Annotated in this window: 14 protein-coding genes; all 14 read left to right on the forward strand. The window is 28.2% G+C overall.

Features of this window, described 5'->3' with window-relative positions:
• Nucleotides 1–40 precede the first annotated feature (40 nt).
• Nucleotides 41–715 carry a DNA alkylation repair protein gene (locus tag BP997_RS01215; RefSeq protein WP_409197728.1) on the forward strand — a complete coding sequence of 225 codons (675 nt, stop codon included), beginning with the start codon at nt 41–43 and terminating at the stop codon, nt 713–715.
• A gap of 233 nt (nt 716–948) precedes the next feature.
• Entirely contained in the window at nt 949–2,622 is a 1,674-nt protein-coding gene (thsA, locus tag BP997_RS01220) for a thermosome subunit alpha (RefSeq protein WP_413828675.1), read from the forward strand.
• Between the two features lie 1,442 nt (nt 2,623–4,064).
• Nucleotides 4,065–7,619 carry a transglutaminase domain-containing protein gene (locus tag BP997_RS01225; protein ID WP_413828677.1) on the forward strand — a complete coding sequence of 1,185 codons (3,555 nt, stop codon included), beginning with the start codon at nt 4,065–4,067 and terminating at the stop codon, nt 7,617–7,619.
• 195 nt (nt 7,620–7,814) lie between these two features.
• Nucleotides 7,815–8,534 carry an iron dependent repressor, metal binding and dimerization domain protein gene (locus tag BP997_RS01230; RefSeq protein WP_409197723.1) on the forward strand — a complete coding sequence of 240 codons (720 nt, stop codon included), beginning with the start codon at nt 7,815–7,817 and terminating at the stop codon, nt 8,532–8,534.
• A 225-nt stretch (nt 8,535–8,759) separates the two neighbouring features.
• A complete protein-coding gene (gene endA, locus BP997_RS01235) occupies nt 8,760–9,275 on the forward strand; it encodes a tRNA-intron lyase (RefSeq protein ID WP_409197722.1) in 516 nt (171 codons plus the stop codon).
• Between the two features lie 20 nt (nt 9,276–9,295).
• Nucleotides 9,296–10,387, forward strand: coding sequence for a tryptophan--tRNA ligase (locus BP997_RS01240; protein ID WP_413826037.1), 1,092 nt, complete (start codon nt 9,296–9,298; stop codon nt 10,385–10,387).
• Between the two features lie 23 nt (nt 10,388–10,410).
• Nucleotides 10,411–11,121: a stage II sporulation protein M gene (locus tag BP997_RS01245; protein ID WP_413828679.1), complete on the forward strand. Its 711-nt coding sequence runs from the start codon at nt 10,411–10,413 to the stop codon at nt 11,119–11,121.
• Nucleotides 11,122–11,341: 220 nt separating this feature from the next.
• Nucleotides 11,342–12,541 (forward strand): threonine synthase, encoded by a 1,200-nt coding sequence (gene thrC / locus BP997_RS01250; RefSeq protein ID WP_413828681.1) that lies wholly within the window; start codon nt 11,342–11,344, stop codon nt 12,539–12,541.
• A gap of 138 nt (nt 12,542–12,679) precedes the next feature.
• The gene (locus BP997_RS01255; protein ID WP_409199093.1) at nt 12,680–12,910 is read left to right on the forward strand and encodes a histone family protein; all 231 of its coding nucleotides are present in this window, start codon (nt 12,680–12,682) and stop codon (nt 12,908–12,910) included.
• 364 nt (nt 12,911–13,274) lie between these two features.
• Entirely contained in the window at nt 13,275–13,742 is a 468-nt protein-coding gene (locus BP997_RS01260; protein ID WP_413828683.1) for a hypothetical protein, read from the forward strand.
• Nucleotides 13,743–14,206: 464 nt separating this feature from the next.
• The gene (gene rpl7ae / locus BP997_RS01265; RefSeq protein WP_413826029.1) at nt 14,207–14,575 is read left to right on the forward strand and encodes a 50S ribosomal protein L7Ae; all 369 of its coding nucleotides are present in this window, start codon (nt 14,207–14,209) and stop codon (nt 14,573–14,575) included.
• A gap of 46 nt (nt 14,576–14,621) precedes the next feature.
• Nucleotides 14,622–14,831, forward strand: a complete 210-nt coding sequence (locus BP997_RS01270) for a 30S ribosomal protein S28e (protein WP_409197716.1) — start codon at nt 14,622–14,624, stop codon at nt 14,829–14,831.
• 79 nt (nt 14,832–14,910) lie between these two features.
• Nucleotides 14,911–15,072 carry a 50S ribosomal protein L24e gene (locus BP997_RS01275; protein ID WP_409197715.1) on the forward strand — a complete coding sequence of 54 codons (162 nt, stop codon included), beginning with the start codon at nt 14,911–14,913 and terminating at the stop codon, nt 15,070–15,072.
• Entirely contained in the window at nt 15,069–15,527 is a 459-nt protein-coding gene (ndk, locus tag BP997_RS01280; RefSeq protein WP_409197714.1) for a nucleoside-diphosphate kinase, read from the forward strand. The genes BP997_RS01275 and ndk overlap by 4 nt, the downstream gene beginning before the upstream one ends.
• Nucleotides 15,528–15,535: the final 8 nt, after the last annotated feature.

Below are 15,535 nucleotides of genomic sequence, written 5' to 3' on the forward strand. Positions count from 1 at the left end.
AATTTTACTATTTTTTTAAATATTATTTTTGGTGAAAATTATGGAATTTGAAGATATTATACATGAGTTAGAATCTAATCAAAATTTAGATAATATTAAAGGTATGGAACGATTTGGGATAAAAACTTTAAAAGCTTATGGTGTTAGAATTCCTTTTTTACGTAAAATAGCTAAAACAGTTGGTAAAAATCATGAATTAACTTTACAATTATGGGATTATGGATATCATGAAACAAGATTACTTGCTACCATGGTTGAAGATCCCGGTAAAGTAACTGAAAATCAGTTAAACGAGTGGGTTTATAGTTTTTATAGTTGGGATATAGTGGATCAAGCTTGTTTAAATCTTTTTGATAAAGTTCCATTAGCAATTAATAATATTCCTATCTGGGCTCAAGCTGAAGAAGAGTTTGTTAAACGTACTGCTTTTAGTCTTATAGCAGTTTTAGCAGTTCATGATAAAATCTCATCTGATGATTATTTTTTTAAATTTTTTCCAATTATTAAAAATGCCTCTTTAGATAATCGTAATTTTGTACGAAAAAGTGTAAGTTGGGCTTTACGAAGTATTGGTAAACGTAATATTGTTTGTAATCAAAATTCTTTGGATTTGGCTTATGATATTCTTGAAATGGGTAGTAAAAGTTCTAAATGGGTTGCTCGTAGTGTTATTAAGGAGTTAAGTAGTGATAAAGTTCAAAGTAAATTTTCTTAAATTTTAATCAAAATATTAAATTAACTTTTTGTAACTTTTAACCGTAAAGCTTTTATATAACCTCTAACCCATGTTATAAATGATGAATAAACAATAATATTTATTCTTAATTTTAATAAAAAAATTAAATTTTAAAATGAAAAACCATAAAACAAAGTTTAAAGCTCTTAAAAGCTAAAAAACGAATTTTATGTAAATTTTTTAGAAAAAATAAAATATGAAGGTGGATAATAATGGCAAATGGAAATCAACAAAATCAACCAATATTCATTCTACGAGATGGAACAGAAAGATTCCAAGGAAGTAGAGCAACAAAAATGAACATACTAGCAGGAAAAACTTTAGCAGAAACAATTCGTACAACCCTTGGACCTAAAGGGATGGATAAAATGCTAGTAGATGGTATGGGAGATATTGTTGTAAGTAATGATGGAGCAACCATACTTGGAGAAATGGATATTACACACCCAGCAGCAAAAATGTTAGTAGAAGTAGCTAAAAAACAAGATGATGTAGTAGGAGATGGAACCACTACAGTAGTAGTGCTTGCTGGAGAATTACTTAAAAAAGCAGAAGAACTTTTCGAAAATGGAGTTCATGCAAGTACTGTCCTAAGAGGATTCACCTTAGCATTAGATAAAGTTATAGAAATATTATTTGGAATATCAATAGATGCCAATGATAAAGAAACTTTAGAAAAAATTGCAAAAACCGCAATGACTGGAAAAGGAACAGATGTCGCAGCTGATGAACTTTCAGATGTAATAGTAGAAGCAGTTTTACGTGTAGAAAATAATGGAAACGTTGATAAAAAAGACATAAATATACAAAGAGTTAATGGTGGAGAAATTTCCGAATCAGAAATAATAGATGGAATACTCATAGATAAAGGTCGAGCTTTACCTTCAATGCCTGAAGAAATAAATGATGCAAAAATCGCATTATTAAAATATCCAATAGAACACAAAGACACTAACACTGATTCCAAAGCAAACTTTTCTAGTCCAGAACAATTACAAATGTTCCTTGATAGTGAAGAACAAGAATTAAAAAATATGGTAAATAATATTGTAGAATCAGGAGCAAATGTTTTATTCTGTCAAAAAGGAATTGATGATGTTGCAATGCATTACTTAGCTAAAAATGGAATATATGCAATAAAACGTGTTAAAAAATCAGACATATCCCGTATTGCAAAAGCAACTGGAGCTGAATTAGTAACCGATATTAAAGATTTAACCTCAGATAAACTTGGTACAGCAGGACATATCTTTGAAAAGAAAATATTCGATCAAAAATTTACTTTTGTAGAAGAATGTGATAATCCTAAATCCTGTAGTATAATAGTAAGAGGAAGTACAAGACACATATCCTCAGAAATTGAAAGAGCTTTAGAAGATGCATTAGGAGTAGTTTCAGCAACAATTGAAGATGAAAAAGTTGTTATTGGTGGAGGATCACCAGAAATTGAAATGGCTAAACAATTAAAAGCATATGCTGATACTATTGGAGGAAGAGAACAATTAGCTATTAAAGCATTTGCTGAAGCATTAGAAATTATTCCAAGAACTTTAGCAGAAAATGCAGGGTTAGATGCAATTGATGTTCTTGTAGATCTTAGAAGTGCACATGAAACAAATCCTTACATGGGAATCGATGTATTCACCGGTGAAGTAGTTAACATGAAAGACCGTGGAGTAATCGAACCACAAAGAGTTAAAAAACAAGCAATCTTATCTGCAGCAGAAGCATGTGAAATGATATTACGTATTGATGATTTAGTTGCAGCAGAAGGATCATTAAACAAACCAAACAAAGCAGAAGGAATGGATGACCCAGGTAACCTTCCACCAATGCCTCCTCAAGGAGGAATGGGTGGTATGGGCGGCATGCCTCCAATGATGTAAGAAATTTATATTAAATTTTTTAACATCTTTCTTTTTTTTTATTTCTTTCATTAAAACTTTTTTAAAAAATTTTATTTATTTTATATAATTAATTATTTCAAATTACTTTCCTAAAATTTTTAGTTTAATAATTAACTAACTTTTAGTTTTAAGTTTTCGAAAGTAAAAAAATTCTTAAATTTCATTACTACTTTAAATTCTTAAATTTCAACCGATATATTCTATAAAAATTTACTTTAATTAAAACTTAAGATTTTAAAAGAACTTAATCAAAAATTAAAACTTAACTATTAAACTTTTTTTAAGGTAATAACTTAAATATTACTTAATTTATCCAGTAATAAGTTAAAATCTTTAAATTTTTATTAAATTATTGATTTATTTTCCTTTTATCTTAATTTAAAGCTTTAATATTACATATCTATTTTCATGTCATAATATTTTGTGTAATTATTATCAATAAATTTTAAAACAATAAAATTTTTTTTAGATACATTACCATTTTTTAAACTTAATTTAATGATTTTTCCCCTTTATTTAATGTAATTAAACTATAAAACTCCTTTTTAGGTTTATTTATTAGTTAGAAACTTTTATATTATAATAACACTATAAATCTTAACCAATCTATTTTGGATGAACTATTAAAAAAAAATTCTAAGATGGATTGTTTTTATTTTAAAAAAATGTTATTACCGATTTTTTTACTTAGAAAATATAAAAATATTTTTCCCGTAAAAAAATATAAAGTGGTAATATTGTGAGGTGAAACAATTTCAATTGGGAGTAAAACTTTACTAGTCGTACTCTTAGTTTCATGCTTCGTTTCTATAAGTGGAGTATGTGCTACTGAATTAAACAATCAAACTAGTATTGAAAGTTCAGACAATGGAATTTCAAATAGCAATCAAATTACTATAGATAATAATAGTAGTCTAAGTACTGGTTCAAGCAATTCAAATATTTTAACCAGTAATGCTAATGGAAATGATGACAGCAATTATACAACAAATAATGATAATAATTTAAAATCATCTAATGCAGTCATTTCATTATCTAATTCAGATTCTAGTAATATAAACACTATATTAACTGGATATAATTTTACTGAAATTTATGGACAAGGATTAAATTACACAGTTTTATTAACACAAGCAGATGGAACTCCAGTTATTGGACAACACATTGCGTTAAATTTAACTAATCCTTCTAATGGTTTAAGTAAAATTTATTGGGCAACAACTGATTTACAAGGTAAAGCTTATCTTCAAATCAATTTATTTCCTAATGATTACACAGCAAAAGCAAGTTTTGGTGGATTCACTACAAGAAATAATGTAACTTATAATCCTAGTACTGCTTCAACAAACAGTATTACAGTATATTCCGCTACAACCAATTTAACATCAACAATTATTAATGTAAATCCTTATACGGCTGTTTTGGGTCAAAATGGATATTTTAATTTCACATTAGTTGATGTTAGTGGTAATCCTATCTCAGGACAAACTGTTTACTTAACTTTATCTAAAGGATCTGCAAGTAAAGTATATACAATTGTAACTGATTCTACTGGTAAAGGATCAATGTTAATAGGTTTAGGTGCTGGAACTTACACTGCTGAATTAAATTATAAAGGTAATAGTAAGTATTTAGCTTCTGCAGCTTCTACAAGTATAACTATAACTAATAATAATGTTAATATTAAAGATACGGTTATTAGTGGAACTACTGGTTCAATACAATATGGAAGTAATTATGAAGTTGTGTTATTAGATTCTAATGGAAATCCTGTATCTGGTCAAACAATATATTTCACTATTTCAAAAGGAACAACAAATGTAACTTATTCCAATGTAACCAATAGTAAAGGAATAGCTTACTTAAAACTTAATCTAGCTTCAGGAGCATATAATATGACTTACTCTTTTGAGGGTAGTAATACTTATGCACCTATATCTGGAACAAGTTCATTTTCTATATATGAAACTGTAACTTCCGTTTCAGGTAATGCTTTATGGCTATTTGGTAAGAATATGTACTCTGTTGATTTAGATAATTTAAAAAACAATGGAGTTAACGCTATATTTCTTAGTTATGGTGCATTTTCATTATATACTAAAAGTGCTATTGAATCTTGGATTTCAACAGCAAGTTCTAAAGGGATAGATGTTTATATTTGGATGCAAATATTACATGAAAATGGATCATTTTATAATCCAGTTATATCTTCAACTGGTGCTATAAATACTACATTACTTGATTCTAAAGTTAATGATGCAATCACTTACGCATCCACATCTGGAATTAAAGGAGTATTATTAGATTATATTCGTTATGAGGGTAATGCTTACCAATATAATGGTTCTACTGCAGCTATTAATACATTTGTATCAGAATTAACAAAAGCTATTAAAACTGTAAACAGTAACCTAATTGTTGCAGGAACTATCATGCCAGAAACTACTTCTGGAGCATATTATTATGGTCAAGATGTATCTCAACTAGGACAATACTTAGATGTATTAATGCCAATGTTATACAAAGGAAACTATGGTAAAACTAGTACTTGGATAACAAGTACTACTAAATGGTATGTTCAAAATGGTGCAGGGGCATTAGTTTGGGCAGCATTACAAGGATATAAATCTGATAATGATGTTACATTACTCAGTGCAACTGAACTTGCAAATGATGTTCAAGCAGCATATGATGGTGGAGCATGTGGAGTTTCTGTATTCCGTTATGGTTTAACAAATATAATAAATTTTACAAACTATGAATCCATTGTGAATAATAATGAAACTACTATAAGTATAGATTTAATTGGAAGTGCTGCAACATCACTTAAAGATTTAATTGAAAAAGATTATGAAGGGCAGATTCCTGAATATGTTGGAATTAATGGTGTTAAATATACTACACCACAATTCCTATACTTCTTATCTACAGCAATTGCAGAAATTAATAATGGTTCTACAGCTAATATTCCCATAATATCTATTAGTGGTCCATCTGGATCAAAAGGAACAAGTGTATTATCTAATATGAATAAAACTGATTATCTAAGTTTAGCAAATTCAATTAGTAATTATATGTCATCAACTAATTCTGCTAATCCTGGTATAAGCTCAAACATTGGAGTTATTCAATATAATACAATTGTTTATACATTTACAAAAGTTATGGCTTATTATTATAATCATAAAACACTCCCCGCTAGTGTAGTTGTTACTGATATTTCTGATAATTATTACATTAACGTAATAGCTAGACCAAGTGCAAGTAATTATACTGGATTTAAATATGCTTATTATAATACAACTTTCATTAACTATTGTCCAGATTGTGATTTATATGGAACATTATTAATTAATCCTAAAAATGTATCTGAAGTTGAATTAACATGTGCAATTTGTGATTCTGATTATTGTGCAGTAACTGGTAAAGAAAAAATCGTAGGATCTACAAAAGTTTTAACTAAAGTTGGAGTTAATGTTCTTGTAAATGCTACTTCTGATAATAGTACAGATAATGGTTCAGATATTGTTGGTTCTTTAAGTATTAATGATATTAAATCTATTGCAAATACAGTTAGTCAATCTGTTTTAAGTACTGGTTATTTACCAAGTTCTGTAACTTATAATGGTGTTGAATATACTATTGCTCAAGTATCATATTTAATGGGACAAGCTATTTTAAATATTAATAGTGGTAATAATAATGCTGTTGATTTTGTGGATGTTAATTCTCCAAATAATTCAACAGGTAGTGCTACAGGAACATTAACTTTAGCTGACACTATTTTATTGGTTAATCGGATTATTGCTTATGTGAATACTAATAACGCTTTACCAAATTTTGATAAAAGTTCTAGTATTGGTCAAATTAGTTTTGAATCATATACTTATGCTTTCTCAAAAATGTTAGTATTTGTTAATACTAATGCACGTTTACCTAACTCTGTATCTTTTGATTCTTCAACTGTTAAAGGTGTTTTAAGTTCTAATTCAACTAATTCAACTAATAAAGTTTATGTTTCAATAGCGGATGTTATTAGTGCTGCTGAAAGAGTTCAAGCATTTATTGTAAAAAATGGTAAATTGCCATTATATACAACATTAAATGGTGTTCAATATGAGGAATCTAGATTTGCATATTTAATGGCGACTGCATTGCTAAAAATTAGTGCAGGGCAAACTGATAATATTGCAGTTGCTGATGTATCTAGTGCACCAAACTCTGCAGGTGATAATTTAACTGGTCAATTATCAAGTACTCAATATTTAGCTTTAGCTTCAAGAATAATTGAATTTGTAAATGCAAATGGTTACACACCTAACTTTGATTCATCAAATGGTTTAGGTAAAATATCCTATGATAATTATGTTTACATATTTGCTAATATCTTAACAAGCTATGCAAGTACTAATACTTTACCTACAAGTATTAGTGTAAATACTAGTATTATTACTACAAGCTCATCTTCTAGTTCTAGCGATTCTGGATCTGGTTTAAATGAGAAAGGTGATGGTACTGATACTTCAAAATATCTTGTTGCAACTAATAATTGTGAAGTAAATAATGCACAAATTAAAGCTTTAGCTGCTAGTTTAACTAGTGGTTTAACATCTTCTCTTGCTAAGGCTACTGCAATATTTAATTATGTACGTGATGAAATCACTTACAGTTTTTATGCTAATACTAAATATGGTGCTGTTGGTACTCTTAATGCAGGTAAAGGTAATTGTGTAGATCATGCACACCTTGTAATTGCTTTATGTCGTGCTGCTGGAATTCCTGCTAGATACGTTCATGGTAAAAATTGTGTATTTAGTAGTGGACTTGTAACAGGTCATGTATGGGCACAAATATATGTTGATGGTGTTTGGAAAGTAGCAGATGCTACCAGTAAACGTAATAGTTTAGGGAATATTGTGAATTGGAATACTGGTAGTTTTACTTTAGCTGGTATTTATAGTTCATTAAGTTTTTAAACACAAAATTTATTTTAAGCAATTTTTAAGGAATGAATAATTATTCTTCCTTAAAACCTTTTTTTATATTATTTTTTTTATTGTTTTGATTTTCATACATTAATTAAAAGTTTAGGTTAACCAAAACTTTTATATACTTTATTTTATAATATATCTACTATTTAAAAAAATTTCAAGAGGGTATTAATCAATAAAATGTCAACAAAAGATATTAGTGAAAATATAGAAGAATACTTAGAAGTTTTATACAAAGAGGGGAAAAACAAAAACCATGTATCCACTACCACAATTTCCAAAAACCTAAATATAGCACCAGGTAGTGTAACTCAAATGCTAAAAAAGTTAGAACAATTAGGATACATTAAATATATACCATACAAAGGTGCAATATTAACCGATAAAGGATTAACAGTATCTCAAAAAATTACACGCAAACATAGAATACTTGAAAGATTCTTAAAAGATATTCTTAAAATAAAAGATGAAAATGTTCACTTAGAAGCATGTGCAATGGAACATGCATTATCAGATGAAGCAGAAAGAGCATTATGTCACATGTTAAAATATCCCGATGTATGTCCAGATAATCATTTAATCCCTCCGTGCCACTTCGACTTTGAAAACTGTGAAGAATGTATGCAAAACACAAAAGATATTGCAGAAGTAGGAATAAGAAATGAAAATCTTATAAGTATAATTGATCTCTTACCAAAACAAAAAGGCACAGTTTTATTCATAAGAGGAGATGAAGAAACATTAACAAAAATATTAAGTCAAGGCATAGCAATAGGAACAGAAATTTCATTCAATAAAAAAGATGAAACAAGCAATGTCATAAATATCCTGGTTAATTCTAAACAAAAAATATTAAAACCAGAAATCTCAAACAATATCTTTATAAAAATAGAAAACTAAATAATAATAGTTAAATAAAATTTTCACCATTTAATTTAACAACCATTTAAAAGTTTTTAAAGAAAAAATAATTATAAAACCACCCACTTATCTTTAAAAATTTTTATAAGTATAAAAGAATAAACAAATAAATTAATTAAAAAATTTTTTCTTAACTAATTCTTATAATAAAAAAATGATAATGAAATAATTTTTAACAATAATAAAAAAAGGTTGTACTTTAATATGCGTGCCGACTTATTTGATAAAACAGTAACAATAAAAATAGATAATGAAAGTAAAAGAGCCATAAGCTTCAATCAAAAAAGTGGATTTGGGAAATTAAGTGAAGATAAATTAGAATTATCTCTAATAGAAGCATTATACTTAATGGAAAATGGAAGAATAGACATTTATAAAAACAATCAAAAATGTACTCAAGACCAAATCTTAACTTTAATTAAAAACCAAGATTTATTTGGAAAATATATAGTATATAAAGATTTAAAAGATAGAGGATATATTATAAAAACCGGATTTAAATATGGATCTGAATTCAGATTATACGATCGGGGAAGACAACCAGGTGCAGGACATTCTGACTATTTAGTTAAAGTATTATATGAATCTTATGACATACACGCATTAGACTTTGCAAGCTATATAAGAGTAGCACATGGTGTTAATAAGAAATTATTACTTGCAGTAGTAGACGAAGACCACGATATAACATATTATAATGTAGAATGGACAAGACCATAAAAAAAGGAGGTAAAATTTTCATGTTAATAGACCCATGGGCATCATCACAAGTAGATTATGATAAACTTGTAAACCAATTCGGAATAAAAAAATTCCAAGATATTATAGGAAAAATAAATGAACCCTCAAGATTAATGAGAAGAGGAGTAATATTCGGACACAGAGACTATGATAAAATAATACCATTAGCAAACCAAAAAAAAGAATTTGCAGTAGTGACTGGAATGATGCCAAGTGGACAAATGCATATAGGACACAAAATGGTAGTGGACCAATTAAAATGGTATGCGGATAAAGGTGCAACATTATCATTACCTATTGCAGATATGGAATCATATGCAGCAAGAGGAATAAGTTTAGAAAAAGCAAAAGACATAGCAATAAACGAATACTTAACAAATTATATAGCATTAGGATTGGACTTAACTAATGAAAAAATAAATGTTTATTTACAATCACAAAATAACTTATTAAAAGATTTAACATTCAAAATCAGTAAAAGATCCAATTTCAATGAAATGAAAGCAATTTATGGATTCACACAATCCACAAATTTAGCACATTTATATGCACCACTAACACAAGTAGCAGACATATTACTCCCACAAATACCTGAAAATGGAGGGCCAAAACAAGTCGTTGTACCTGTAGGTGTTGATCAAGACCCTCATATTAGATTAACACGTGATATTGCGGATAAAATGAATGAAGAATACAAATTCAAACCACCAGCAAGCACATACCACAGATTCCTCACAGGATTAACTGGTGGAAAAATGTCAAGTAGTAAACCAAAAACTGCAATATATTTAAATGATACACCAAAACAGGCTGAAAAGAAAGTAAAAACAGCAAAAACAGGTGGAAGAGAAAGTTTACAAGAACAAAAAGAATTAGGTGGAAAACCAGATGAATGTGTAATTTATGAAATGTTAGTATACCACCTCATTGATTCTGATAAGGAATTAAATAAAATCCATGAAGATTGTAAAAATGGAACATTACTTTGTGGAGCTTGTAAAGCAAGAACCAGTCAATTAATGAAAGAATTCTTTGAAGACTTACATGAAAAACAACCAGAAGCAAAAGAAATAGCTAAAACACTATTCTAAAAATAATAAAGGTTTTTAATATAATGACAAATATAAAAAATTATCTAAAAATAATTGGAAGAGAAGTAAAAGCGGCATTCACTGAAAATAAATATATAATTTTAATAATAGCTGCAATATTTATAATCACAGCACTTATAGGGTTTTTCTTTGCAGCAAACTTACAAACATTGATGAATCCAGTAGTTCAAACTTTCCAACAAAGAATTAGTTCAGGACAAGTAACATTAACTACTCATAGTTTATACTACAATAATGTAATAGCTACATTAACAATATATGTGGGATCATTACTAATGGGTGTATTTGGAATATTAGCTATAATTGTAAATGCATTACTAATAGGATTTTATGCTGCAATATACAATGCACATAACCAAATAATATTATATTTATTACTTATACTCCCTCATGGAATATTTGAAATTCCTGCATTAGTTATAGCAAGTTCTGGTGGATTTGTAATGTTAGCATTTATTATAAAATTCTTAATTAATTTAATATCTCCAGATTATACTTATACTGAAATATTTGATCCAGTATACAACCAAGATAAAATTACATTAAAAGAAACACTTAAAATGTCTTGGAGAAAAAATGGTAAAATGCTTAAACAATCTATAATTTTACTTATTGTTGCAGTAGTGCTTTTAATGATTGCAGCATTTGTTGAAGCTAATATCACTAAACCTTTAGCTTTCACAATTTTTAAATATTTCTTTGGATCTGTATAAAAAATAAATCTCTAATAATTTATTTTTTTATTTTTCTTTTAATTTCAAATACTTATTTTCAACTTTTATTAAATCTTTAAGCTTAAAAATATCATAATAAAAAATTTTTTTTAAATTTTGAATAGTTTTTTATATTATGAAAAAATGAAATAACAAATGAAGTATTATTAATTTTATTTAATAAAATCTTACAAAAAAAATATTTTGAAAGTGATAAAAAATGATAAGATGTGTATCCTGTGGAGAAGAATATGATGATGATGAAATCATCTACAATTGTAAAAAATGTGGTTCAATCTTAGAAGTTGTAACAGAAGATTATGATATTCCAAAAGAAACATTTGAAGGTAGAAGAGATAATTTATGGAAATATAAAGAATTTTTACCTGTTGATGCTGATAAAAAAGTTTCTCTTGATGAAGGGGGAACACCTTTTGTCTCATGCCCTACTTTAGGTGAAGAATTAGGTATAGATTTATATGTTAAAGTTGAAGGTTCTAATCCTACTGGAAGTTTTAAAGATCGTGGAATGACTCTCGGTATGACTAAAGCAATGGAACTTGGTGTTGATACTGTTGGATGTGCAAGTACTGGTAATACCTCAGCATCTCTTTCAGCTTATGCTGCTCGTGCTGGAAAACGTTGTATTGTATTCTTACCTTCAGGTAAAGTTGCTCTTGGTAAATTAGCTCAAGCAATGTTCCATGGTGCAGAAGTAGTAAGTATAGATGGAAACTTTGATGAAGCATTAAAAGCTATGACACAATTAGCTGAAGAAAAATATTTATACTTATTAAATAGTATTAACCCATACAGATTAGAAGGACAAAAAACTATAGGTTATGAAGTTGTAGATCATCTTGGTTGGGAATCTCCTGATCGTATTGTTTTACCTGTTGGTAATGCAGGTAATATTTCAGCTATATGGAAAGGTGTATCAGAATTCCATGAAGCTGGTTTTATTGATGATTTACCTATGATGACAGGAATCCAAGCAGAAGGAGCATGTCCAATAGTTAATGCTTTCAATCAACATACTATGAAAATGACTCCAGTTGAAAATCCTGAAACTGTTGCTACTGCTATACGTATTGGTGCACCTGTAAGTAGTATTAAAGCTTTACATGCAATATATGATAGTAATGGATTTGCTCAAACTGTTTCTGATGATGAAATTTTAGCAGCTCAATTAGAACTGGCACGTAAAGAAGGGGTTGGTGTTGAACCTGCTAGTGCTGCAAGTATTGCTGGGGTTAAACGTTTAGTTAATGAAGGTGAAATTGATAAAGGTGAAAAAGTAGTATGTATTGTCACTGGACATTTACTTAAAGATCCTAATACTGCTATTAATGCTTGTACTAAACCTAAGGAAGTTAGTGCAGATTTAAATAAAATTAAAGAACTTTTACTTAATAAGTAATTTTCTATTTTCCTTTATTTTTTCTATTTTTTTTAATTAATTGTATCTTTATAATAATTTTAAATATTTTTTAGCTAGAATATTTACTCTTAAGCCCTATTTTTTCGATATATTTATATATAAGAAATTATTATATTTATTACTAAAAATGAGGTGAAAAATATGAGTGAATTACCAATTGCCCCAATAGGCAGAATTTTAAAAAAAGCTGGTGCTGAAAGAGTATCTGATGATGCAAAAATTGCATTAGCTGAAGTAATCGAAGAATGTGGAGAAGGTATCTCTCAAAAAGCTGTTGGATATGCTCGCCACGCTGGTAGAAAAACTGTAAAAGCTGAAGATATTAAATTAGCAACTAAAACTTGCTAAGTTTATTTAATATTTAGGATTAATGAAGATTTAATTATATTTTCATTTTTCCTTCCAACTTTTACTTTAAAATCTTTAATATTCTTTTTTTAATAAAAATTTTTAATCAAATTTATACTCTCTCTTTTTCATCATATAACCATAAAGTATATAATATCTGAAAACATAATTAATTATGTATATCATTTAGATTTATTTTAATTTCTAATAAATAATAGATCATTACCCTAATTTTTTATAATAAAAATTTAATATTTTATTTAAAATAATTTCTTTTAATTTTAATTTAATCATTATTAATTTTTATCATATTTAGGTAATAATGCTGTAAGATAATACAGATAATAATTGGAAAATATATGTTATGAGTATAAAAAATAGAATATGGAACCCTATGGCATTTTTCATAAGTTTATTTATGTCACTTTTAATGCCTCTTATAGTAGCAGTCCCTTTTGGTAATATGAGTTTATATACACTTTTCAGCCAATGGGTAATCAGATGGATAATAGCTTATTTTACAGTTAACTTAGTAGTTATTCCTGTAAGTTTAAGACTTGCGCAACACTTTTTCACATTCCCTCCACATGGTAAGTTATGGAATCCTGTGGCTTTCTTCATAAGTTTATGTGAATCATTTATAATGCCTTTTATATTAGCTTATGTATTTGGTGGAATGTCATTAAGTATACTAATTTTTGGATGGCCGTTTAGATGGGTTGTTGCATACTTATTAGTAACTGCATTAGTAATGCCTTTAAGCATTAAATTAGCAGAATACTTCTTTAATTTTGAATTTCCTGGAAGAGTTCAATCCCCAGAAAGTTCATAATTTCAAAATTTAATGAAAAAATTTAAATAATCCTATATAATACTTAATATAAGGATTATTAAAAAATTTATTCACTCTTTTTTTAAATATTTTATAATCCTTAAAGAGTTAAGTATATAAGGTATAACAACTAAATTTAATATTGTCTAGTTCTCTAGAATTTATTTCATAAATCCTAAATTTTAGAAAATATATTATTAGCTAATTTTTACTAATAATATTCATTGAAAATATATAAACAAAAAAATAAATTAATGGTTTATATTATTTAGTGATATGAATATAATTTCATGAGTTATAGATTAAAACTAAATATTTGTGACAATTTAATAAAATATTAAAAAAGTCACTGTTTTGATTATTATAACCACAGAAAAAATACTTATTTTAAAACTGTGCAGTTATAATAATTTGCCGATGGATGGCAAAAAATTCACGCCAGATGAAAAAGGAGGTAAATTAATATGGCAAACATTTATGTAAAATTTGACACCCCAGAAGAAATAGCTCAAAAAACCGAAGAAGCTTTAGAATCAGCAAAAAATACCGGAAAGGTAGCAAAAGGAACTAACGAAGTAACTAAATTTATTGAAAGAGGTGACGCAAAACTTGTCGTTATCGCTGAAGATGTAGATCCTGCTGAAATTGTAGCACATTTACCAGTACTCGCAGAAGAAAACGAAATTCCTTACGCATACTTACCAACTAAAGAAAAAGTCGGTGGAGCTGCAGGATTAAGCGTTGGAACCGCATCAGCTTGTATCGTAGATGCAGGTGAAGCAGAAGATTTAGTAAACGAAATTGTTGAAAAAGTCGCTGAACTCAAAGAATAATCACATTCTCTGTTTTCCAGTATAATATAAACAGGAGGATAAAAAAATGAATGACGAAGGAGTTCCAGCAGAAGTCATAGAAGTTTTACACAGAACTGGTATGACTGGAGAAATCATGCAAGTAAAATGCAGAATTCTCGATGGAAGAGACAAAGGAAGAATTTTAACAAGAAACATCATGGGCCCTGTACGTAAGGGAGATGTTTTGATGTTACTCGACACAATTAGAGAAGCTAAAGAAATTAGAACCCCATAAATTTAAATAAAATTTATTTAATTTTAAGGTTCAAAATATTAACTGCTTAATCTATAATATATTTAGAAGGTGTAAGAACATGAGAACTTGTTCATTCTGTAACAAAGAAATAGAAGAAGGTACTGGAAAAATGTACGTTAAAAAAGATGGAAGCATCTATTTCTTTTGTAGTAGTAAATGTGAAAAAAATATGATACAACTTGGAAGAGTTCCAAGAAAAGTTAAATGGGTTAAAGAATGATGGAAAAAAGCTTTGTAATGATGAAGCCTGATGCAGTCGCAAGACGCTTAATGGGTAAAATATTAACAAGATTTGAAGAAAAAGGTCTCCAATTAAAAGCAATAAAACTAATGACTATAAGTGAAGACTTAGCTAAAGAACATTATGGAGAACACAGTGAAAAACCATTCTTTAATGATTTAGTAGATTACATCATTAGTGGCCCTGTACTTGCAATGGTCATTGAAGGAGACGATGCAATAAGCTTAATCAGAAAAATGGTTGGCGCAACTAATCCTCAAGAAGCAGAACTCGGAACCATCAGAGGAGATTATGGAATCCAAACTGGAAGAAACATAATCCACGCTTCAGATGCACCGGAATCTGCTGAAAGAGAAATTGGTTTATTCTTTAATGAAGATGAAATAGTAGATTATGATATGGTAGATAACACTTGGATTTATGAAGAGTTATAATCTAATAT

The sequence above is a fragment of the Methanobrevibacter sp. UBA412 genome (assembly GCA_002495685.1).
Classification (GTDB): Archaea; Methanobacteriota; Methanobacteria; order Methanobacteriales; family Methanobacteriaceae; genus Methanobrevibacter_A; species Methanobrevibacter_A acididurans.